The 21,731-nt window shown below is 73.5% G+C and carries 17 protein-coding genes; 4 read left to right on the top strand and 13 right to left on the bottom strand.

Going from position 1 to position 21,731, the window contains the following annotated elements; translation table 11 throughout:
* Positions 1 to 667: 667 nt before the first annotated feature.
* Positions 668 to 1,819: a YbiU family protein gene (locus M2302_RS05130; RefSeq protein WP_280836815.1), complete on the bottom strand. Its 1,152-nt coding sequence runs from the start codon at positions 1,817 to 1,819 to the stop codon at positions 668 to 670.
* Between the two features lie 239 nt (positions 1,820 to 2,058).
* On the opposite strand from M2302_RS05130, the gene M2302_RS05125 reads away from it, so the two are divergent.
* Positions 2,059 to 3,189, top strand: coding sequence for an ROK family transcriptional regulator (locus tag M2302_RS05125; RefSeq protein WP_280836814.1), 1,131 nt, complete (start codon positions 2,059 to 2,061; stop codon positions 3,187 to 3,189).
* Between the two features lie 265 nt (positions 3,190 to 3,454).
* Positions 3,455 to 4,894: a hypothetical protein gene (locus M2302_RS05120; protein ID WP_280836813.1), complete on the top strand. Its 1,440-nt coding sequence runs from the start codon at positions 3,455 to 3,457 to the stop codon at positions 4,892 to 4,894.
* Positions 4,895 to 4,921: 27 nt separating this feature from the next.
* Here the strand turns inward: M2302_RS05120 and M2302_RS05115 are convergent, their stop codons facing one another.
* The 6 genes from M2302_RS05115 to M2302_RS05090 form a co-directional block, all read right to left on the bottom strand.
* On the bottom strand, positions 4,922 to 5,893 hold the full coding sequence (locus M2302_RS05115; RefSeq protein ID WP_280836812.1) for an NAD(P)-dependent alcohol dehydrogenase: 972 nt from the start codon (positions 5,891 to 5,893) through the stop codon (positions 4,922 to 4,924).
* On the bottom strand, positions 5,890 to 6,096 hold the full coding sequence (locus tag M2302_RS05110) for a helix-turn-helix transcriptional regulator (protein WP_210775239.1): 207 nt from the start codon (positions 6,094 to 6,096) through the stop codon (positions 5,890 to 5,892). The genes M2302_RS05115 and M2302_RS05110 overlap by 4 nt, the downstream gene beginning before the upstream one ends.
* A gap of 11 nt (positions 6,097 to 6,107) precedes the next feature.
* The gene (locus tag M2302_RS05105; RefSeq protein ID WP_280836811.1) at positions 6,108 to 6,536 is read right to left on the bottom strand and encodes a hypothetical protein; all 429 of its coding nucleotides are present in this window, start codon (positions 6,534 to 6,536) and stop codon (positions 6,108 to 6,110) included.
* A gap of 477 nt (positions 6,537 to 7,013) precedes the next feature.
* Positions 7,014 to 7,787 (bottom strand): nucleotidyltransferase domain-containing protein, encoded by a 774-nt coding sequence (locus tag M2302_RS05100; protein ID WP_280836810.1) that lies wholly within the window; start codon positions 7,785 to 7,787, stop codon positions 7,014 to 7,016.
* Between the two features lie 67 nt (positions 7,788 to 7,854).
* Positions 7,855 to 8,520 carry a hypothetical protein gene (locus M2302_RS05095; protein ID WP_280836809.1) on the bottom strand — a complete coding sequence of 222 codons (666 nt, stop codon included), beginning with the start codon at positions 8,518 to 8,520 and terminating at the stop codon, positions 7,855 to 7,857.
* Between the two features lie 32 nt (positions 8,521 to 8,552).
* On the bottom strand, positions 8,553 to 9,488 hold the full coding sequence (locus tag M2302_RS05090; protein ID WP_280836808.1) for a diacylglycerol kinase family protein: 936 nt from the start codon (positions 9,486 to 9,488) through the stop codon (positions 8,553 to 8,555).
* A 212-nt stretch (positions 9,489 to 9,700) separates the two neighbouring features.
* Between M2302_RS05090 and M2302_RS05085 the strand changes: the two genes are divergently transcribed.
* Together M2302_RS05085 and M2302_RS05080 are read left to right on the top strand one after the other, a co-directional pair.
* The gene (locus M2302_RS05085) at positions 9,701 to 10,732 is read left to right on the top strand and encodes a helix-turn-helix transcriptional regulator (protein WP_280836807.1); all 1,032 of its coding nucleotides are present in this window, start codon (positions 9,701 to 9,703) and stop codon (positions 10,730 to 10,732) included.
* A gap of 214 nt (positions 10,733 to 10,946) precedes the next feature.
* Positions 10,947 to 11,900: an alpha/beta hydrolase gene (locus M2302_RS05080; protein WP_348529402.1), complete on the top strand. Its 954-nt coding sequence runs from the start codon at positions 10,947 to 10,949 to the stop codon at positions 11,898 to 11,900.
* On the opposite strand, the gene fxsT is transcribed toward M2302_RS05080, so the two are convergent.
* From fxsT to M2302_RS05050, 6 genes are all read right to left on the bottom strand, one after another.
* On the bottom strand, positions 11,894 to 15,808 hold the full coding sequence (gene fxsT, locus M2302_RS05075; protein ID WP_280836805.1) for an FxSxx-COOH system tetratricopeptide repeat protein: 3,915 nt from the start codon (positions 15,806 to 15,808) through the stop codon (positions 11,894 to 11,896). The genes M2302_RS05080 and fxsT overlap by 7 nt on opposite strands.
* Positions 15,805 to 16,971: a TIR-like protein FxsC gene (locus tag M2302_RS05070; RefSeq protein ID WP_280836804.1), complete on the bottom strand. Its 1,167-nt coding sequence runs from the start codon at positions 16,969 to 16,971 to the stop codon at positions 15,805 to 15,807. Before M2302_RS05070 ends, fxsT begins: the two co-directional genes overlap by 4 nt.
* Positions 16,958 to 17,638, bottom strand: a complete 681-nt coding sequence (locus M2302_RS05065; RefSeq protein ID WP_280836803.1) for a TIR-like protein FxsC — start codon at positions 17,636 to 17,638, stop codon at positions 16,958 to 16,960. The genes M2302_RS05070 and M2302_RS05065 overlap by 14 nt, the downstream gene beginning before the upstream one ends.
* Before the next feature lie 129 nt (positions 17,639 to 17,767).
* The gene (locus M2302_RS05060; RefSeq protein WP_348529401.1) at positions 17,768 to 20,101 is read right to left on the bottom strand and encodes an FxsB family cyclophane-forming radical SAM/SPASM peptide maturase; all 2,334 of its coding nucleotides are present in this window, start codon (positions 20,099 to 20,101) and stop codon (positions 17,768 to 17,770) included.
* 244 nt (positions 20,102 to 20,345) lie between these two features.
* Positions 20,346 to 21,248: a DUF4231 domain-containing protein gene (locus M2302_RS05055; RefSeq protein ID WP_280836801.1), complete on the bottom strand. Its 903-nt coding sequence runs from the start codon at positions 21,246 to 21,248 to the stop codon at positions 20,346 to 20,348.
* A gap of 56 nt (positions 21,249 to 21,304) precedes the next feature.
* The gene (locus M2302_RS05050; protein WP_280836800.1) at positions 21,305 to 21,664 is read right to left on the bottom strand and encodes a hypothetical protein; all 360 of its coding nucleotides are present in this window, start codon (positions 21,662 to 21,664) and stop codon (positions 21,305 to 21,307) included.
* Positions 21,665 to 21,731: the final 67 nt, after the last annotated feature.

The raw sequence follows: 21,731 nt of genomic DNA, 5'->3' as shown, positions 1-21,731 counted from the left end.
ACTCCCGAAGAAGAACTGCCAGTCCGGGGTATAAATCATAATTGGCACTGGCTTTTCAAGCACCCTGTTGAGTTCTCAAAGAACAACCACACACCGCCCGGAAACCCCCCGAAGAGGACCCCCGACCCGGGGCATTTTCGCTCTGTCGTGACCGCCGCTCTCGCGCCGGGCACTTTTACTACGCTACCCGCTGGTATCCGCCGTGTCAAACCGCTCTGTCGCGATCCGCACCACTTCCACCACAATTACGGGCACCACAAATCGACCGACTCTCGCCGCTCGTCTCCGTGGAATTCAGCAGGCCGGCCGCTGCGGTCTCCCGCACGCTCGCCCGGTTCCCTACCGGCGATGAACCATACCCGGTCGGCTCCGCCTCACCAAATCCGCCTCGCAGCGTCTTCGGGGCACCGCCCGATCCCAGGCTCTGAGGAGTACAACCCCCAGAACCGGAAGCTCATTCCCGCGCCCGGCCTACCAGGTCTTTCGCCTGTTTCGTCCGTTCCGCGCTGGCAGAGAGAAAGTTACGCGCCCGGCGAGTTGATCGTCAAATTGGCGGCGTGCGTCCCCCGTCACATCGGCGCCGTCAGCCATTTCCGCTGCGTCGCCGACTCCGGGCCGAGCCGTTCATCCGAGGAACCAGACCCTGCCCTTACGACCTGGCAACGGCTCAGTCGAGGCCGAGGCCCCGCCGGCCGGTGCTGTTGAGGCTTTCAGCCGGAAAGCGGTCGGGCCAGCTGCGCTCGTAGTGCTCCTCGGGAAAGTCGGCGGGGCTGGACCCGGTGTGGAAGGCCTCCCGGACGCTGGCCGCGTAGCGCTCGTTGCGCGGGCACCAGGGCGCGGCGGGGATGTACATGACGTTGCCCCAGCCCTGCTGGTTCTGCACCGGCGCCACGCTGTGGATCATGTCGCAGTGCCACCAGACGGAGTCGCCGGCCCGGACGTCGGGGATGCCGACGAGGGCCCGCATCAGCAGCGGGTGCCAGGTCTGGTTGGCGGGGAAGACCTGGTTGACCGTCACCCCGCACATGTCGTCCTCGGGCACGTCGGCCAGGAGCGGCCGGAGCATCAGGTACGCCATGGCCCCGGGGATCGGCACGGTGTGCAGCACCCCCTGGTCGTGGTCCATGTCGGACAGCGCGGTCCAGCCCTGGAAGGTGCGGAAGGCGGAGCACATGGTGCTGCCCGGGTACTGCGGCCCGGCGGTGCGGTAGGCGGCATCCCAGGGGTCGTACTGCTCGACGGTGCCGTCGAAGAGGTGGCGGAAGGTCTGCTGGTACGCCTCGGTCATCCACAGGTCGAGGGTGCCGGGGTCGAGGTGGGTGCCGAGGCCCTGGGAGTCCGCGCCCGGCGGCCGGCGGCGGATCCGATCGGGGTAGAGCGAGTCGCGGTCCGGGTCGAACCACCGCACGCCCTCGGACTCGTGCTTCCACTGGCTGTTGAGGAACGCCTGCACCCGGGCCATCCGGTCGCTCTGGCGGGCGTGCATCTGCGCCGGCGACCAGTAGATCGGGTAGATCTCGGGGTTGGAACCCACGCTGCCGAAGAAGTCGTCGCCGGGGCCGCGGTAGGCGTCGAAGAAGCCGTTGCCCGCCACGTAGTCGACGATGTCGCGGTCCCAGCCGAGGGCCTGCTCCCGGTCGAAGTGTCCGCGCACGACGAGGCAGCCGCGCCGGCGCACCGCCCGCAGGATCTCGGTCGACACCGTGCCGGCCTCGATGTCGGCGTACTCGATGACCGGCCAGACCGGCTCGCCGCGGTCGCGGGCCGCGACGATCTCATCGACCTCCGCCTGGATCCGCTGCTCGACGACGGCGAACACCTCCTCGACCGTCCGGCCGGAGGCCTCGATGCGGGCGCGCAGCGCCGCCTTGATTTCCCCGGATCGCGCCGGGCAGATCGGTCGGGGTCGACTCCCAGTGCGGCAGCGGCGGGAGCGGGGCGGTCGGGCGGGCGGCTTGGGTGGTCACGGCAGGACTCCTTCTAGTTAAGGCTCCTTCTTTGAAAGGACTGTAGGTGGCGGGACGCTTTCCAGGCAAGACTCCTGACTAGAATCGTGGCGTGACCGCCGCCAAGCCCTCGCTGGAGCTGCTCCGCTCGCTGACCGACGAGCACGTGCTCCGCGAGTTGATGCAGGCCAGGCGTCTGACCCGGGCCGACCTGGCGGCCCGCAGCGGCCTGTCCAAGCCGACGGTGGGCGAGAGCGTGCGCCGGCTGAGCGAGGCGGGGCTGGTCGTGGACACGGGAGAACGGACCCCCGGCGGACGGGGCCGGGGGCGCGTCGGCTCGTACTACGCGCTCGCCGACACGGTCGGCACCGCACTGGTGATCGGCATCGCGCCCGACGGGGTGGTGGCCGAGTGCGTCGACGCCTACGGAGACACCCTGGCCCGGACGCACCACGAGATCAGCCGCCCGGCCCGGCCCGAGCAGGTCACGGCCGCGCTGCGTACCGCCGCCACGCAGGCCCAGCGGAGTACGGGACGGGCAACCCGACTGGCGGTCGTCAGCGCCGCCGACCCGGTGCAGCGCACCACCGGCCGACTGATCCGGCTCCCCGACGCGCCGTTCCTGCTCGGCGAACTGGACCCGGTCGACGTGCTCGCGCCGCAGGTCCAGGGGCCGGTCGTCGTCGACAACGACGTCAACTGGGCGGCACAGGCCGAGCGCGACACCGATCCGAGCAGCCTGACCGACTTCGCGTACCTCTTCCTCGGCGAGGGACTGGGCTGCGCGGTGGTCAGCGACGGCCAGGTACGCCGGGGGCACGCCGGCCTCGCCGGCGAGATCGCGCACCTGATCACCATCGGCCCGGACGGTCGGGCGACCCGGTTCATCGAGGTGTTCGGTGACCTGGGGCTGCGCCGGCCCGGCAGCACGGCGATCGACGTCGACCGGCTCCGCGAGCTGGCCGACGCGTCCTCGGCCACCCGGGAGGCGATCGGAGCGGCGGTGAGCGGGGTCCTCGCCGCCATCGTCGCGCTCACCGACCCGCAGGTGGTCGTCCTCGGCGGGCCGTGGGGTCCGGCGGTCCTCGACGCCGTCACCGCCGCCTTCGGCCGCCTGCCCCGCCACGTCGACCTCCGCGCGGCCCGACTGACCCGGGAACCGTCCCTGACCGGCGCGCGCACCGACGCCCTCGCCCGACTCCGCTCGGCCATCGTCGCGGCCCCGCGGCGAACACCAGCCTGACCCGACCGCCGACCCATCCGAGGGACGAGCACCGTCGGCCGACCGGGCAGCGGTCCGACCGAGGCAGCGCACTGTCGACGCGGAAGCCACCGCATCGACAGGCCGTGACCCCCCGCGGAGGCCACCGACGCAACAGGGGTCCCTCACCGCGTCCCGATCACCGGGGCGGGCCTATTGTCCGGGGCCGGACGACGGTAGCGTTGCGCCACATCATGGCCCGTGGGCGTCCATCCGCGTGGCGTTCACACAGTACGGAGGGTGCGGCATGTCCAACGGCGAAGAGCCGTTCGCGCTGCGTGACGATGCGGCCGGACGGCCGCATTTCGAGACCGCCCTGCGCGGGTACGACAAGCGGCAGGTGGACCGGTACATCGAGCAGACCGACGGTCAGCTCGCGACGCTGTCGACCGAGCGGGACCAGGCGGCGAGCCAGGTGCACGGCCTCACCACGCACATCCAGCGCCTCCAGGCGGAGCTGACCGAGCTGCGGCAGCGTCCCGCCCAGGTGGACCGGGCGTCCTTCCGCGACCTGGGCCCGATGGTGGACCAGATCCTGGCGCTGGCCGAGAACCAGGCCGGGGTGATCACCGAGACGGCGACGCAGCGGGCGACCGGCCTGCAGGCCGAGGCCGAGAAGGTGCTGACCGAGGCGCGGGAGCGGACCGTCCAGTCACTGCGGGACCTCGACGAGGAACTGTCCGCGCGCCAGGCCGAGCAGGACAGGGTGTACGAGGAGCGCCGGTCGGCGGCCGAGCGGGAGCTGGCCGAGATCCACGAGCGGGCCGAGAAGCTGCGAGCGGAGGGTGAGGCCGCGCACGAGCGCGCCCAGCAGGAGGCGAAGCGGATCAGCGAACAGACCGCCAAGCAGATCACCCAGACCCGGACGGCGGCGGAGGCGCTGACCAAGGCGGCCCGTACCCAGATCCAGCAGGAGATCCAGGCGGCGCGGGCGCAGAGCCAGCAGGAGCTGGCCCAGTGGCAGGCCACCGCCGAGAAGGAGATCGCCGAGCGGCGGGCCGCCGCCGAGCAGGAGCTGGCCGAGCACCGGGCGGCGGCCGAGCAGGAGCTGACCAACCAGCACAGCGCCGCGGAGCAGCAGATGCAGGCGCTGATCGCCGAGGCGCAGCAGTACGCCACCGAGGTGCGCCAGCGCGCCGACGAGCAGATGGCGGCGCAGCAGGAGCAGCTCACCGCGGTGCAGGAGGGGATCGCGGATCGGCAGCAGGCGCTGACGCAGGTGAGCGAGGAGTTGGCGACCGCCCGGCAGCAGCTCGCCGAGATCCAGCAGGAGGGCGACACCACCGAGCGGGACCTCGTGCAGACGCAGCGCCGGCTGGAGGAGACCCGCCGCAGCCTGGCCGTCGAGACCCGGCGGTTGGAGGAGGCGCGGCAAGCGGCCGAGTCGGTCGAGCGGCACGCCAAGGACGTCCGGGCGCGGGTGCAGCGGGAGGCGAAGCGGGTGGCGGACCTGGCGGCCGCCGCGGTGATGGCGGCCGCGGCCGGTGGCGGGGAGACCGCCGAGTACCCGATGCTGGCCGTTCGCCCCGGCGGGGAGCGGTCGGCGAACGGGACGCCGGAGGAGCCGGAGACCGAGCAGTCGGCCGTCGAACCGCCGGTGGCGGTGCGGCCGGCGGCCGAGCGGCCGGCCCCCGAGCCGTACGTGCCGCCGGCGGCGCACCGGCCCGAGGTGGTCCCGAGCAGTTGAGCGGTGGCGCGCCGGCGGTCGCGTCGGTCAGGGCAGGACGACGTTCTTGCCCCGGGCGTGGCCGCCGCGCAGGTGCCGGATCGCGTCGGCCGCCTCGGCCAGCGGCCAGCTCCGGTCGAGGACGGGCCGGAGCCGGCCGGCGTCGACCAGCGCGGTGAGGGCGTCGAGGTTCTCGCTGCTCTCCTTGGCCACCAGGGGGATCAGCCGCTGGCCGACCAGCGGGGAGAGCAGCAGCGCGCGCAGCTGCCGGTCGAAGCCCTGCAGCAGCTTGCCGGTGGCGGCCTCGCCGCCGACGAGGACCAGCGTGCCGGTCGGGGTGAGGGCGCGGCGCAGGTGGGTCAGGGTGCGGTTGCCGGCGGTGTCGATGATGACGTCGTATCGCACGCCCCGGTCGGTGATGTCCTCCCGGGTGTGGTCGATGACGTCGGTCGCGCCGAGGGACGTCACGAGGTCGGGTTTGGTGGGTCCGCAGACGCCGGTGACGTGGGCGCCGGCCGCCGTGGCGAGCTGCACGGCGTACGAGCCGACGCCGCCGCCGGCGCCGATGACGAGCACCCGCTGGTCGGGGCGGACCGTCGCGGCGTCCCGGACCGCGGTGAGCGCCGTCTGGCCGGAGACCGGAATGGCGGCGGCCTCGGCGAAGGTGAGCGCGGCGGGCTTGCGGGCGAGCTTGTGCTGCGGCGCGAGGGCGTACTCGGCGTAGCTGCCGGCGCCGGTGCCGTAGACCTCGTCGCCGGGGGCGAAGCGGGTGACGTGGCGGCCGACGGCCTCGACGACGCCGGCGAGGTCCATGCCGGGGACGCGGTGGCGGGGGCGGCGCAGCCCGTAGCCGAGGCGGACCGGGTACGGCAGGCCGGTCATCAGGTGCCAGACGCCGGGGTCGACGCCGGCGGCGCGGACCCGGACGAGCACGTCGTCGTCGCCGACCCGGGGCGGGTCGATGTCCCGCAGTTCCCACCCGTCGGCGGAGCCGTAGCGGTCCTGGACGATGGCTTTCACGAGCCCTCCTGGGGGTACTGGAACACGTCGGTGACGGGGACGTCGAACACGGCGGCGATCTGGAAGGCCATCTCCAGCGACGGCGAGTAGCGGCCCTGTTCGATGGCGATGACGGTCTGCCGGGTCACGCCGACGCGGCGGGCCAGTTCGGCCTGGGTCATGTCGCCGTGCGCGGCGCGCAGGGCGCGGATGGAGTTGGTGATCCGGGTCGGTTTCACCACGACTGGAAGCCCCGCCGGTAGGCGACGATCTTTGCGGTGGAGCCGACCACGGCGGAGAGCACGAAGCACAGGTAGATGACGTTGGCGATCCAGAAGTGGTCCCAGCGGACCAGTGCCATGCCGAGTGCGGCGACCCCGCCGACGACCACGAACGACTGGCCGATGTGCTCGCCGGTGCGGTGGATCTCCCGGTCGCGCTGGTCGGACTGGTTGGCGCCCTCGGGCGAGACGATCGAGATGACGATGTGCGCGACGATCGACGCCGCGATCGCGCCGGCGATCGTCCAGAGCAGGGCGTCGGCGTACGGCACGTCGGGCAGCGGGCGGCCGTCGGCGCGGCCGAGGACGACGGCGACGTACGTGGCGTAGCCGACGACCGCGACCACGGCCATCATCCAGGCGCGTTTCTCTTCGAACGCCACGGGCCCTCCCGGGTGTGTAAAGAATTCTTGACACCCCGGACGGTATGCCCCGACGGCCAGGCGTGTCAAGAATTCTTTACACGGCGGGACGGGATGCACACTGAGCCGCAGTTGGCGAAGAGCACGCGTACTCCTGGCCCTGCACCTGGATCCGGCTCGCCCGCCCGCTGCCGATCAGCCGGATGTTCGCCCTGGTTGATCGCGACCTGCACGGTGTTCGCCGCGGCCAGCGACGGCCGCCCGGTCGGGTCGTGCGACACCGATCGGCGCGGATGAGGCCGGCGGTGACGGTGAGCGGCAGGTGGGCCGGCTGCATCGCCTCGTCGAGGAGTTGGGCGGTGACCTCCGGTGCCGACGGTGGGGCGGGTGCCCCGGCGTCCCAGCAGCGCATCCGAGGCCGCCGGGGAAGTCGGCCCCGTTCAGGCTGCCGGTGGCGGTGGCCGGGCGGATCACAACCCGATCCCCCTCCACCCCGGGTCAGCTTCCGGCGGCGATCTCCGCCAGCACCCGCCGCTGGAAGGCCCGGGCCTCGGCGCCGCTGGGCGGGACACCACCGGCGCGCGCGGCGACACAGCGCCCGATCAGCTCGTCCTCGTAGCCGGCGTCGGCCAGCCGGCTGCCGGCGGCGACCTTCGACAGCCACACCCCATCCCGGGCCTTCACCAACGACCGGCAGGCGCCGAGCACCGCGTCCTCGGCGCCCGGGGCGGGCGCGTCGTCGGCGGGGGTGGGCAGGGCGAGCCACCAGCGCAGCGCCTCGACGAGCAGCCGGCGCAGGTCGGCCGGGGCCAGGGCGGCGAAGACGTCGGCGGCGGGCGGGCCGAGCAGGGCGTACCCGTGCTCGTGCAGGATGTCGCGGTCCAGGCCGTACCAGAAGCGGCCGTCGGCGGCGGGCCGCTCGGCCGGGTCCCAGGTGGCGCGGAAGGGCATCTGCGCCCCGGTGTTCAGCTCGACCTCGAAACCCGGTTCGGGGGTGCCGGAGCCGGCGACCGCGCGGGTGTAGGCGACCAGTTCCAGGCCGCGCGCCGGGCAGGGCAGCGCCTCGTGCCGCAGCCGGGCCACCAGGTCGCCCTTGCGTCGGGCAGCCAGCGGTCCGGCGACGACCAGCGCCACGTCCACGTCGCTGCGGCCCGGCTGGTACGCCCCCATGCCCACCGAGCCGGCCGCATACGCCCCCACGAGGTCGTCGTCGAGGACGTCGCGGGCCGCGTCGACCAGGTCGTCGAGATAGCGCCGTACGGTCGGGTCCATGGCCGTCATCCTGCCTCGGCCCGATCGACGGGCCGCAGGCCACCCCCGACGGGCACGGCGGATCCGCTCAGCTCGGGTCCACGCCCCGACCGCTGCCGTCCCGGATGATCGCCTCGCCCTTGACCAGCCACGCGACGCCGAAGGCGAGCACGGCGACCGTCTCGCACCAGAAGACCGGCTTCACCGCCTCCTGCACCGTCTCCGGAAGCAGGGTGCTCGCCGGCGCGAGCGCCACCGCCACCACGATGATCGCGCCGCAGACCCGGTAGACGCGGTTGCGGACCAGCTTCTCCGGGGTGACCGGGACGACGGCCGGGTCGGTCCGGGTGAACAGGAACAGGCAGAAGCCGGCCAGGAGCAGGAACAGGGCGGCGGCGCTGACCTGGTGCACCCGCCCGACCAGGATGTCGGTCGCGCTGACCGGGTCGTCCCGGGCGCCCGAGGCGGTGGGGAACACCGCGACCGCGACCGCCAGCGCGCCGCCGACGCTGCTCAGCACGTCGTCGAGGGGCCGGTACCGGTAGCAGATGAGGAAGACGCCGATGGCGCACATGCTGCCGACGAAGAGGTCCCGCATTCCCGTGTGGTACGCCCCGCTGATCGATTCGAGCAGCGTGAGGCGCCCGGCGAAGAGGGCGTTTCCGAGGGTCAGCACGAACGGCATCGCGATACCGACCAGGCCGATGCCCCGGCGCAGGCGGCGGACGGTGACCATGTCCTGTGACGGGCCCATCGCCCCTCCCCCGGGTCGTGCCGGTTCGCCCCTCAACTGTCCGTCTCGGGGCAGCAGACCGTCAACGCCCCCGGCACCACCCTGACCTTCAGCCGGGTCGTCTCCGTGCGGGCGCCGCCGTCCAGCTCGTACGTCTTGGGCACCGCGAAGCGGACCTTCACCTTGCGACCGCGGGTGATCCGGACGAACGGCGAGTCCTCGGAGCGGCCGGCGGCCATCCGGCCGAGGGTGCGCGCCCAGTCGATCGCGCCGCTGGCGGTGGAGACGCCGATCTCCAGGGCGCCGTCGTCGGGGCGGGCGTCGTCGAAGGCGGGTACTCCCCCGGTGATGGTGCCGACGTTGCCGAAGAGCACGCAGCTCGCCTCGCCGTCGAACCAGTCCGACCCGTCGACCCGGATCCGGGTGCGCACCAGCTCGCCCCGCACGTGGCGCAGGCCGGTCCACAGGTAGGCGGCCCGGCCGAGTCGGCCCTTGAGGGTGCGGTCGGCCTCGCGGATCAGGTCGCCGTCGAAGCCGGCGCCGGCCATCACCGCGAAGTGCTCGCCGTTGAGCCGGCCCAGGTCCAGCCGGCGGCGGTGGCCGTGCAGGCCGACGCGGACCGCCTCGGCGAGGCCGGTGGGGATGCCGAGGTTGGCGGCGAAGAGGTTGGCGGTGCCGGCGGGCAGGATCGCCATGGCGGCGTCCGATCCGGCGAGGGCGTCGGCGCAGCGCTGCACCATGCCGTCGCCGCCCCAGACGAAGACCAGCTCGGCGCCCTTCTTCAGCGCCTTACGGGCCTTCTTGGGCGCCTTGCGGCTCTTGGGTACCTCGTACCAGAGCAGGTCCTCGACCCCAGCGGCGACGAGGGCCGCGCGCAGTTCGTCGAGGCCGCCGCCGAGGGTCTTCTTCCGATGAGCGACGACCGCGACGGTGCCCACGTTCGCGGTGGTCGCGGGGCGCTCGTCGGTCGCCGTGCTGCGCGTGCTCATGGCCGGACCTGATACCCAGGCGGCCGGAGTCCCACGCGTCGCGGCACGAGCCGGTGACCGACGGCCGCGCGGCGGCGGTGTTGGCCGTCCGGTAACGCCGCGTTCACACTTTCGACGCCGGCCGGCGGAACCTGCTGCCGGCCGGCGAATCATGGCTGGCGCGGCCGCAACACCTGGGACACACTTGAGGCCCGACACCCAGGGACGGGGGCATGGACGGCTCCATACAGGACGATGCGGCCGCGGCTTTCGTACGGGAGCTCACGCACTGGCGACAGCAGCGCCGACTGTCCAAGAAGGAACTGGCGGAGCGGACCGGCTTCGACCCCTCCTACGTCAGCCACATCGAGAACGGCCGGCACCAGCCGACCGAGGAGTTCGCCCGCCGCGTCGAACTGGTGCTCGACAGCGGCAACCGGATCTGGCAGCGGTACGTCGAGTTCGCCGGCGCGCGCGGCGACGGCCGGCTGCCCGCCCTGGGCCCCACCGCCGTGCCACCGCCCGCCGGGCCGCACCTGGTCATCGACGACGAGCAGGCCAGCCTCTGCCTCGTCGACGGCTGGTACGAGTGCCGGTTCCGGCGCGTCCTGCACAGCGTCGGCACCGAGCCGATCACCCGGCACACCGTGCAGATCGACATCGACCGGTTCCCGGACGACCCGGCCCGCTCCACGGACTTCCACAGCCGCCACCCGCTCACCCTGGACGAGGTCGACTTCACCGCCACCATCGGCGCCGACCGACCGGAACCGATGCGCTGGCGGGTGACCCGCAGCCGGGACGCCTTCCTGAAGATCGCCCTGATGTTCGACACCGGCGGCGCGCCCGTGCCGCTCTACCCCGGGCAGCGCACCGTGCTCGCCTACGCCTACCGGGTGCCGGCGTGGAAGTTCGGCGACTGGTTGCAGCGCGACATCCGGCTGCCCACCCGCCGCCTCACCATCCGGCTGGACCTGCCCGCCGCCGCCCGTCCCACGGTCTGGGGCAGCGAGACGTCGTTCACCTCCGAGACGACCGCCGACGTGCTCCCGCGCCGCCAGCAACGCGAGGGCGTCGTCGCGTACGAGTGGCAGGTGCCCCGGCCCCGGCTGCGCGCCCAGTACCGGCTGCACTGGCGCTACGGCGACCCGAGCGCCGCCGGCGCCGACCCGGACGCGGCCGGCGGGTGGGCCACCGACGCCTGGCCGCAGGCGTGCGGCGCGGGCCGCCCGGGTGCCGACCGGTGGCCCGCCGGGCACCCGTAACGGCCGGTCAGGGCGTCGGGCGGAAGTTCCAGGATAAGGGACCGGACGGGTGTCGTTTCCGACAGATCCGGCCCCTTGTCGATGCTCTCCGTAGCGACGCGACCGGCCCGACCGTTAGGCTCGACTGCTGAGTGAGGTTGTCGCAGCCGGATCAGCTTCCTCACCCGCCGGGTTACGCACGTTGGCTGAACGCAGCACCGGAAGGCAGGCTGGAGTGACCCGAGATGGCGAACCAGGGGCCGAATTCGCCCGCCGCGCGGACAACAAGCGCGTGGCGTACGAGGTCACCGGCGCGCCCGACGGGCTTCCGGTCTTCCTGCTCCACGGTACCCCCGGCAGCCGCCGTGGCCCGAAGCCACGCGGCATCGTTCTCTACCGGCTCGGCGTCCGGCTCATCGCGCACGACCGTCCCGGGTACGGCGACTCCGACCGGCGGGAGGGCCGCGACGTCGCCGACGCCGCCCGCGACGTCGAGGCGATCGCCGACCAGCTCGGGCTGGAGCACTTCGCCGTCGCCGGCCGCTCCGGCGGCGGCCCGCACGCGCTGGCCTGCGCCGCCGACGGCGCGTTACGCGGCCGGGTGACCCGGGTCGCGGTGCTGGTCAGCTTCGCCCCGTCCGACGCCACGCAGCTCGACTGGTTCGCCGGGATGAACAGCGACAACGTGCGCGGCTTCGGCGGCGACGGCAACCGCGACACCGCCTCGGTGATCGAGCAGATCCGGCGCCGCGCCGCGCGGGCGATCGAGGATCCGCGGTTCCTGCTGGAGGAGCTGATGGTGGAGATGAGCGCGGCGGACCGGCGGGCGGTCAACGACGCGGCGCTGCGCCGGCTCATCACCGACACCTACGAGGAGGCGCTGCGCGCCGGCCCGTACGGGTGGATCGACGACGTGCTGGCGCTGCGGCGGAGCTGGAAGTTCGACCTCGGGGCGATCGACACCGCGGTGACGCCGGTGCGGCTGTGGCACGGCGCGGAGGACACCTTCGCCCCGGCCAGCCACGCACGGTGGCTGGCCGGGCAGATCCCGGGCGCCGAGGTGGAGGTCCAGCCCGGCGCGGCGCACTTCGACGCCGTCGAGGAGCTGCCGCGCATGCTGCGCTGGCTCACCGACGTCGGCGCGCCGGTGGGCCGGGACGTGCTGATCGGCAGCCGGCCCGATCAGTAGGGGTGCGGGTCGACGACCCGGCGCACCAGCCGGCCGTCGCGCAGCACCAGCACGCTCGGATGCCGCTGACCGATCCGGTCGGCCAGCCGGTCGGCGATCCGGGTCCGGCCGATGCTCACCAGCCCGCCCGAGGCCATCTGGTGGACGACCTCCAGGTTGCCCAGGCCGCGCAGGGTGTCGGGGTGTTCGGGGCCGAGCACCTCGACCATCCGCTCCACGACGGTCCGCAGCCGCGCCCGGCCCTCCTCCAGCTCGCCGGAGTAGATGTCGAAGACCGCGGCGTTGTTAGCCGCCGCCATCGCGAACGGATGCCGCTCCTCCAGCGCCGCGCGCAGCGCCTCGGCGGCGGACTCGGCGAGCGTGCGGGCCGTGGCGTGCTCCCCCGCGTCCCAGGTCGCCACCGCGAGGTTGTTGCGGCAGACCAGCGCGTACGGGTGCTCGGCGCCGAACACCTGGGCGAACATCTGCCCGACCTCGGCCAGCTCGGCCCGGGCCCGGGCGCCCTGCCCCTGGAGCATCATGTTCGCCGTACGGCTCAGCCAGCTGAACAGGGTGTCCGGGCTGGTCGGGCCGAAGCTGGTGCGCAGCCGCTCGTAGGCGACGTCGAGCAGCTCGGCCGCCTCGTCGATCTCCCCGGTGCTGCGCAGCGAGACGGCGAGGTTGGCCTGGGCGACGAGCGCGTCGCGGGAGTGCTCGCCGAAGAGCCGGCGGTAGCCCTCCACCACGCCCCGCAGCAGCGACACCGACCGCTCGTACTCGCCGACCTCGCGCAGGTCCCGGGCCAGGTTGCTGGCGGAGAAGAGGGTCCGCGGGTGCTCGGCGCCCAGCACCAGCCGCAACCGGCGATAGGTGCTCTCGTCCAGCTCCCGGGACCGGACGAACTGGCCCATCAACTGGTAGGAGGCGGCCAGGTTGTTGGCGGCGACCAGGGTGCGACGGTTGTCCTCGCCGAACACCTCCACCGAGGCCGAGTAGGTGCGCAGGTCCCGCTCCAGCGCCTCCCGGTATCGGCCCAGGGCGCGCAGGTCGCCGGCGTAGCTGCCGGCCGTCATCAGCGTGTACGGGTGGCTGGCGCCGATCAGTTCCTCCTGCTGGCGCAGGGTGTCCTCGTCGAGCTGGCGGGCCTCCTCGAACCGGCCCAGGCCGCGCAGCAGGTTCGCCCAGTTGAACCGCAGGTGCAGCAGCTGCACCCGCAGCGCCCGGTGCGGCGGCGAGTCCGGGGACAGCTCCTCCAGCCGCGTCGACCAGGTCTTGTCGGCCTGCCGGGCGTACTGCTCGCCCTGCTCGAAGCCGCCGTTGAGGTAGATGTACCGGATCCGGTCGATCACCAGCTGGCGGACGTTGTCGTCCTGGCAGGAGACGGCGTCGGAGCCGTCCAGGTGCGGCCAGAGGATGCGGAACCGGTCCTGTACGGCCGGGTCCTCCACCTCACCCGAGGGGCGCGAGCCGGCGAGGATCCGGTGTACGTCGTGCTTGATCTCGTTCAGCTCGGTGTCGGACATGCGGACCCGCAGCGCGGCCTGGAGCAGGCGGTGCACCTGCACCCGCTGGGCGTGCAGGTCCACCTTGATCAACGCGAGCCGGTTGATCCGCTGCACCAGGGCCGCCGCGATGTCCCGCTCGGACACCCGGTCGGCGACCCGGGCCGCCACCACCGGGTCGTGCGGCGCGATGACCCGGGCCACCTGGTCGCCGTAGAGCAGGTCCAGGGAGATCTCCGGCGCCAGCACCGAGGAGAGCTGCAGCAGCCGGTACGCGCCGGCGGACTGCTCCTTGAGCCGCTGCAGGGAGTGGCCCCACACGTCGGTCTCCGGGCCGGTGCGTTCCAGCCCGGCCAGGTAGTCGCCCACCGGGGTGCCGGTGTCGGCCAGCCAGGCACCGGCCATCGCGACCAGGATCGGGATGTTCTCCACCGCCTCGGCGACCTGCTCGGCCTCGGCGACGCTCATCAGCTGCTCGCCGATGCGGGCGCGCAGGTGCGACACGCTCTCCGTGCGCTGGAACGCCTCCACGTCCACGGCCCGGGCCAGGTCCCCCCAGTCCGGGTTGCGGGTGGTGACCAGGACGTGCCCGTTGCCCTGCGGCAGGAAGTCCTTGACGTGCTCGTACTGGTCGGCGTTGTCGAACACCAGCAGCCACCGGGGTGGCTGGCCGCCGTCCTCGTGGCGCTCGGCGCGGCTGAGCCACTGCCGCACGGCCCGGGTCTTCTCCGGGATGGTCGGCAGCTCCGGCAGGCCGAGTTCGCGGCCGAGGTCGGACACCTGCACGTCGACGAACTGCGGCGGGTCCGCGTCGATCCACCAGACGATGTCGTACGCGCCGCGGAAGCGGTGCGCGTACTCGATGGCCAGCTGGGTCTTGCCGATGCCGGCGCCGCCGAGCAGCGCCACCGGGGTGCGCTCGTTGCCGCCGGCCTTCAGCTCCTCGCGCAGCCGGCGCAGCAGCTGCTCGCGGCCGGTGAAGCGGACGTTGCGGCCGGGCGGGTTGAACACCTCCGCCCCGACAGCCGGGAAGCGGGCGCCCGGCAGCCCCCGCCCGCCGTCGCCGGTGGGCCGTCCGACGAGCTTGAGCAGTTGCTCGGTGGCGGCCTCCACGCTCCGGTTGTGCACCGAGGTCCAGCTGCCGACGGGGACGTCCGGGGCGGGCGGGGTGTCGTCGAGGTGCACGGCCAGGGCGGCGCCACCGCGCCCGACCACGTCCGGGCCGAGCCGGTGCCGCGCGGCGACGTACGCCCGGGAGACCAGCCGCAGCTCGCGGGAGGCGGTGTCGGCCTTCACCGGCGCGACGGCGCCCGGCGCGACGGTCAGCACCCGCAGGTCCGCGCCGGTGAGCACCGCCTGCACCCACTCCGCCCAGGCCTGGTCCTCGGCGGCGTGCCGCAGCACGATCAGCTCGTCCGGCACGGCCGGCTTGCGCTCGAAGCGCTGGACGGTCTGCCGGCGCAGCGCCTCGTCGAGCCGGGGCAGCGAGCCGATCCGGCCGTTGGTGATGTGGCTGGTCAACGTCTCGTACGCGGACAGCAGGGTGGTCCGGCCGCCCGGCTCGTCGCCGAAGGTCGCCAGCGTCTCCTCGTAGGCGTAGTACGCCCGGTAGGGCACCTCGACGGTCAGCCAGTACTCCTGGCGTTCGGCGTCGGTCATGCCGCTGGGCAGGCCGGCGAAGCGCTGCATCGCCAGCGTCCGGCCGGCGTCCCGCTTGCCCTTCTCCCCGTCGTCGACCCGCATCGGCACCGGCAGCACCCGCCGCGCGCGGCGTCCCTCGTAGCCCCGGACCCGGCGGGCGACCGCCGACGCGCCGTCGATGCCCTGGTCGCTGAGGGTGAAGCAGTCCACCAGCACGTCCGGCAGGTGGATGGTGCAGATCTCGGCGACGTCGCTGATGCCGGTACGGCTGTCGATCAGCGTGTAGTCGTAGTGCCGCTTCATGTCCTCGCGCAGCGCGTCGAAGAACTGCGCGCCGCCGAGGCGGTTGTAGAAGTTGTCCCAGTTCAGGCCGGTGACGCTGGTGGCGTAGTCGGGGTTGTGCCGGCCGGCGAGCAGCAGGTCGAGGCTGCCGCCGCCGGGGAACTCCCAGTTCACCGAGAAGGCGTACTTGTGCACCCGGGCGAACTGGCGGTGCCAGTCACCGGGGCGGGCGGCGGCGTCGGACTCGGCGCGCCGCCGGGCGTTCTCCCACTCGTACTCCAGGATCAGGTCCATCACCCCGCCGGTGGAGGCGACCTGCTCGGGGTCGAGGAACGGCGCGTAGAACCGGTGCAGGCCAGGGGATTCCAGGTCCCAGTCGGCGACCAGCACCCGCTGCCCGTTCGCGGCCAGGATCCAGGCCGTGTTGGCCAGCGCCATCGTGCGGCCGGTGCCACCCTTGTATGAGTAGAAGGTGACGACCTGGCCATCGCGCGGTCCCGTCATCGGTCTTCCTTCCCTCGCCCTACGTCTGATGCGCCGGCCGGACGCAGGCTCGGCCGGGGCACGGCCGGGCCGTCGGGCGGATCGACCGGACCATGTCGGAGGAACTGCTTACGGGCCTCGATCACCAGCTGCGGCGCGCAACGCTCGAACTCCGCGATGTCGCGCACCGGCAGCACCTGCGGAAAGCGCGCGTCCTGCAACGTACCGGCGATCGCCTCGGGCGTCGTCTCGCCACGCTCACCGTCGGCGGCGATGACCAGCGGCACCGCCCAGCGGGGCAGCCCGTCGACCGCGTCGCGCGCGGCCTCCGCGCCGATGGCGGCGTCGACCAGCACCACGGCGGGGCACTGCGGCGCCTGGGTGCGGGCGTCGGCGAAGGCGACCACCCGGGTGGACAGGCCCAGCCGCTCGGCGGTGGCCGCGACGTAGTCGGCGACGGCCAGCTCGTGCTGGTCGCCGTACGGCCGCCAGCGCGGGCCGTGCGGGGTGAGCGTGGTGACCACCAGCGCGGTCTCCCCGCTGTCGGTCACCGGGTTGCTGGTCACCGTCGCGGCGCGGGACGGGGCGAGCGGCTCGCTCTCCGTCACCGTGATGATCCGTTCGGCGAGCACGGACAGGATGCTCTCGTACTGCCGGCGGTAGGCGCTGAGCTTGCACAGCGCCCGCAGCCCGTTCTCGGCGTAGTCGGCCCGCTCGACGCCGTCGCCGACCAGCTCCAGCGCCTGCGCCGTCTCGGGCCGCTCCTCCCACGGCGACAGGGGCAGCCAGAGCACCGGCAGGATGTGCCGCGCGGCCCGGCCGGGCGCCAGCCGGGTGAGCCGGCTGCGGAACGAGTCCCGCTCGCCGACCGCCCAGGCGTTGCTGAAGTACTTGGGCGAGTAGAGCGGCACGAAGACGTGGGCGAGGCTGAGCGCGTCGGTGAGCGTCTGCTTGAGGTCGGCCCCGGGGCTGACCAGCCCGTCGAAGAACCCCACGTCCAGCTCGCCGGTGCGGCGGGCGCCGCGTCGCACGGCGGCGCCGAGGTCCTGGAAGAACCGGTTGACCCAGAAATCGGTGTCGGGGCGGGCCGACGCGGACAGCGGCACCGAGTGCGCGTAGCTGAGGAAGAAGTACGTCTGCCGGCCCGGCGGCGCGCCGGACGAGGAAGCGTCAGACCAGGTCATGCCCGACCTCCTCGAACGTCGCGCGGAGCTGCTGCAGGTCGGCGGGGACCTGGGCCTGCACCCAGTGCGTGTGGTACGCCCGGGCGACCCGTTGCGCCAGGCGCCACACCACCGCGTCGTAGGCGTCCTTGCCGTTCTTGCCGAGGCTCAGCAGGCCGTAGATGCCCTCGTCGTGGTACTGCGGGGCGATGTCCGAGGGTAACCGGGTGGGGGTGAACATCTGCCGCTGCGACACGACCGGCGGCACCCGGTGCCGCTCCACCACCGACCAGTTGACCGGGATGATCGGGGTCTCCCCCGGCGTGGCCGCCGCGCCGGGGCGCAGCGTGAACCGGCGGCGGGCGAAGGCGTCCCACTCGCGGGCGCACCAGGCGCTGTTGAGGTACTGCGGCGAGATCAGCGGGAGGAAAACCTGGCTGTGGCCGGCGGCGAAGGCCAGGTCCTCCGTCCAGAGCTGCCCGCCGTCGATCATCCGGTCCATGAAGCCGGCCGGGCGCCCCGGTGGCAGGCCGAGCAGCTCGACCACGTGGTCGGAGAGGTCGACGAAGAGCTGGAACACCTTGCTGTTGGTGTCCCGCGGGGGCGCGGCGACCCGGTTCTTCGTCCGGGCGTAGCTGAGGAAGAACACGGGCGCGGACGGGTCGACCCGGAACTCTTCCTCGGTCACCTGCCGCTCCCGCCCGACGTGGGACACCCTGAACCGTCCACAGTATCGGCGTACGCAATACCGGGTGTCCCCGTCACCCGCACCGGGGCCGACCGGTGCCCGGAGCAGTGACCGCGGCGGCATCGGGGGTCACGACCAGCTGTCCAGCGTGTCGCGCATCCGGTGCGCGAACCGCTCGCCGGCGGCGGTCAGCGCACCGAGGTCGAGCAGCGCGTCGAGGGCGCCGTCGGTCCAGTCGCGGTAGCGGCGGAAGGTGGTCGCCGCCGCGCCGCCGGGCCGGCGACGCCACACGTCGGCGACGGCCAGGTGGGCGTACGTGCCGTGCAGGACGCCCTCCACCGGTCGCGGGTCCGCCCGCCAGGGCACGGTCAGCCGGCGCCGGTCGTGCCGGTCGAACAGGTCGCAGACGTCCAGCACCGCATGCATCTTGAGGTGCTGCACCTCGTGCACCAGCAGCACCGCGAGCGCCGCGTCGTCGCCGACCGGCGCGACGGCCACCGCGCCGAAGGCGGCCCCGGCGGCGGCGCTGCGCTGCATCCCGCCATCGTCGGCCCGCAGCGGCACCACCGCGCGTAGCAGCGTCCGCAGGCCCGGGGCGTACCCGCCGGCCTCGACGTCGACGCGGCGCAGCGCCCGGGTCAGCTGCCGGGTCCATCCGTCGGCGGTGGCCGCCGGCAGCCGGGCCGCGACCGGCGCCCCGAAACAGTCCCGGTACGGGTCGGTGTCCTCCAGTAGGACGTGGTGCCCGTCGGCGACCGCCGCCCGCACCGGCCGCCACCCGTCCGGGACATCCGGCCGGCCGGGCCGCACGGTGATCCGGCGCCCGCCGGCCCGCGCGGTGAACCCCCCGTCGTGGATGGACAGGAGCACCGCCTCCTGGTCGGCGTCGACGGCCAGCGCGCCGAGCGTGGGCAGGCTCAGCGCCCCGGCGCGCGCCGGCACGGTGAGCTCGGCGTCGGCTCCGGCGTGGATCGCGGCGGCGGCCGCGACGCACGCCAGGTACGCCAGGTCGGCGGTCGCGTCGTCGCGGCACCGCTGCGCCCAGCGACGGACGAACGGGTGCTCCAGCACGGCGCGGACGGCCTCGGGGGCGGTGAGGTCCAGGTCGACCAGCAGCTGCCAGCCGGCCGCGGCCCGCTCGTCGTGCGCCGCGCGGGGGCTGAGGTCGACCAGCAGCGCGCGGACCAGCCCGAGGTGGACCGAGGCGAGCTGGCGGGTCGACTCCACGGTGCCGTAGCCGGTGCCGAGGTCGTCGAGCACCGTCGGGCTCAGCGCGTCGGTGGGCTGCCGCTGGGCGGGTACGTCGGCGGTCGTCATCGCGTGGATCAGTTCCTTGAGGTCTGCGCAGTAGGCCGACGGGTTGTCGAAGCCGGTGTCGGGGCGGTACCGGTGGGCGAAGAGCCCGCCGCCGCACTGCCGCACGACCTCGCACTCCCGGCAGGTGGCGCACAGTCCGGCGAGGCCGGTCTGCCGGATGGCGATCATGGGGTGGGCGGCGGCGTCGTCGACCCGGTGGCGGAAGATGTCCAGCCCGGTGGCCGGGGCGCCGTCGTAGGCCGACTTGAGGGAGTCGACCTGCTCGAAGGTCCCGTCCGTCTCGATGACGACCAGGTCGGCGAAGCCCAGCCCGACCGCCTCGGTGCGGGTGGCCCCGCCGGACGCGGTGGAGAGCAGGGATTCCAGCAGCCGGATCGGCACCGGCCGCCCGTCGGCCAGCCAGCGTCGGTGGATCGCCAGCAGCCAGTCGGCGTACGGGGTGGGCAGCCCCTCGGGGCGCGCCGGCGGGCGCTCCCAGTTGGCGTGCGGGAGCAGGAAGTCGATCTGCGGCGGTTCCTGGGCCAGCAGCGCCTCGTAGACCGTGACCGGGTCGTTGGCCAGGTCGATGGTGCACAGGATGCCGGCGTAGCTGGACCGGTATTCGGGGCGGCGCAGCAGCGCCAGCCCGCGCAGCACGGCGGCGTGGCTGCTCTGGCCGCTGGCGTAGCGGCGGTGCAGGTCGTTGGCCGCCAGATCGCCGTCGAGCGAGATGCCGACCTTCACGTCGTACCCGACGAGCACGTCGCAGATGCGCGGCGTGAGCAGCACGCCGTTGGACTGCATCCGCAGGTCGAGCCGCGCCACCGGGTCGATCCGGCGGCGCAGTTCGGCGGCGGCGGCGGCCAGGCCGCCCGCGCCGGCCAGCAGCGGCTCGCCGCCGTGCAGCACGACGCGGACGGTGTCGAGCCCGTGCGCGGCGGCGTGTTCGGCGATCCGACGCGCCGCCTGCTCCAGTGTGGACGCCGCCATCACGTGTGGCTGGTGGCGCCAGGACTGGTCGGGATGCTGGTAGACGTAGCAGTGGTCGCAGGCGAGGTCGCAGCGGCTGGTCAGCTTGAGCACGTACTGACTCAGCGGGCTGGCCTGCCCGGGCGGCTTCCTGCCCGGCCCGCCAGCGTCAGATCGAAGAGCCGAAGCCTGCGACATCGACGCCGGTCGGGCGGTCGACCCTGCGGTCGTGGACACGGGCGACGGCACGCGCGCGGGAGAGGGAGATCTGGCCGAGCGGTGTGTGCCGCAGGTCGTCCAGTGGCGGCGGGCTCGGGGTCGGGGTCGGGTCGGGACGGACTGCGCTGCGATCCACGTCGGTTCCCCCATATGCGGTTGATGGTCGGTCGACATCCACGGTCGACGACACCATCGAAGATAATACATTTCACGCGCTGTGATGTCACTGCTGCGCTGTGCCATCTTCTTCGATCATCTTCGCCATCCAGCCCTCGTTGGAGAGCGAGATGATGCGCTCGGCCTCGGCGACGAACGCGTCGTCGTCGGTCCAGCCGTGCCCGGCCTCGCGGGTCGCGCACAGCCGGGTCAGCTGGTCGGCCGTCCGGGCGAACTCGATCTGCTGGGCCTCGTACTGCTGCGCGGCCCCGTACCCGACCAGGGCGGTCGTCACGGTCGCCGCGACCCCGAGCCAAGCGGTCAGGCCCAGCCCGTCGCCGAGCACCCCGACGGTCGCGGCGAGCAGGGCGCTGGCCACGGTCACCGCCGTCGCGGCCCACCGGACGCGCGCGGCCAGCCGGGCCATCCGGCGCGCCATCGGCGTGTAGTAGCCCGCCACCTGCCCCCGCACCCGGGCGGTGAGATAGCTCGGCACGTCCCGGACGTCGGGCAGCGGCCGGGCGACCGGCGCGAGGCCGACGGTCCGCCCCACCAGGTCACCCGAGTCGTCGAGCAGGGTGTCGGCGCGCCGCAGCAGCACCCGGTCGCGGTCCGCGCCCGCGAACGGCGCCACCCCGGCCAGGTAGCGGTGGACGTCGGCCTTCAACGCCTCGGAGACCGACCGGAGCCGGGTCCACGCGTGCACCGTGTCCCGCGAGGTCCACCTCGCCGCCACCGGCACCAGCAGCAGCGCGGCGGCGGCGAGGATGGCCAGCGCGCGGCTGGCCGTCCGGTGCGGCTCGCCGAGCTGGGTGGCGAGGGAGCCGGCGACGGCGGCACCGATGGTGAGGCCGGCGACCGTGCGCCGCGCGCGCACGACGCGCCGTTTCTCGGCCACCGCGGCCTGCGACCAGACGCTCTGCCGCTGCCAGACCATCGTGACCGCAGCCGACGCATCGAAGTTCGCCACGCCCGCATGGTAGGTCAGCCGCGCCCACAGGCCATGACACCGGGCGGCGGACGGGGCTAGCCGCGGGTCAACCGCTCGAGGTGCTCCGCCTCCTGCGGCGACGGCTCGCTCGGCCCGCTCAGCCGCAGCCGCCACCGGGTCGTCCCGCCGTCGGGGCCGCGCAACTCGCCGTGCGCCAGGGCACGGTCGATGTCCTGCCGCACCCGCTCCTCCAGGTGCGGTTCGGTGGCGAAGAGGATGTGCAGGCGTACCTCGTCACCGGACCGCTCGGCCCGGGTGTGGTGGGACGCGACCGGACAGGGTGGCTCGTGTTCCCAGTGGCCGCAGAGGGCCGTGGTGATGGCCGCCCCGGGCGCGCCCGGATCGGCGTCCGGCGCCATGTCGAGAACCGCCTGGTGAGCGAACCCCTGCCGCATGGCCACATTGTGCCCCTGCGGGACGTCTTCCCTACCAATGCCGCACCCGCAGATGCGGCCGTCCATC

The sequence above is a fragment of the Micromonospora sp. A200 genome, from assembly GCF_029893845.1.
GTDB lineage: Bacteria > Actinomycetota > Actinomycetes > Mycobacteriales > Micromonosporaceae > Micromonospora > Micromonospora purpureochromogenes.
Note: the sequence above shows the minus strand (reverse complement) of the source record. Positions and strands in the feature narration are given on the sequence as shown.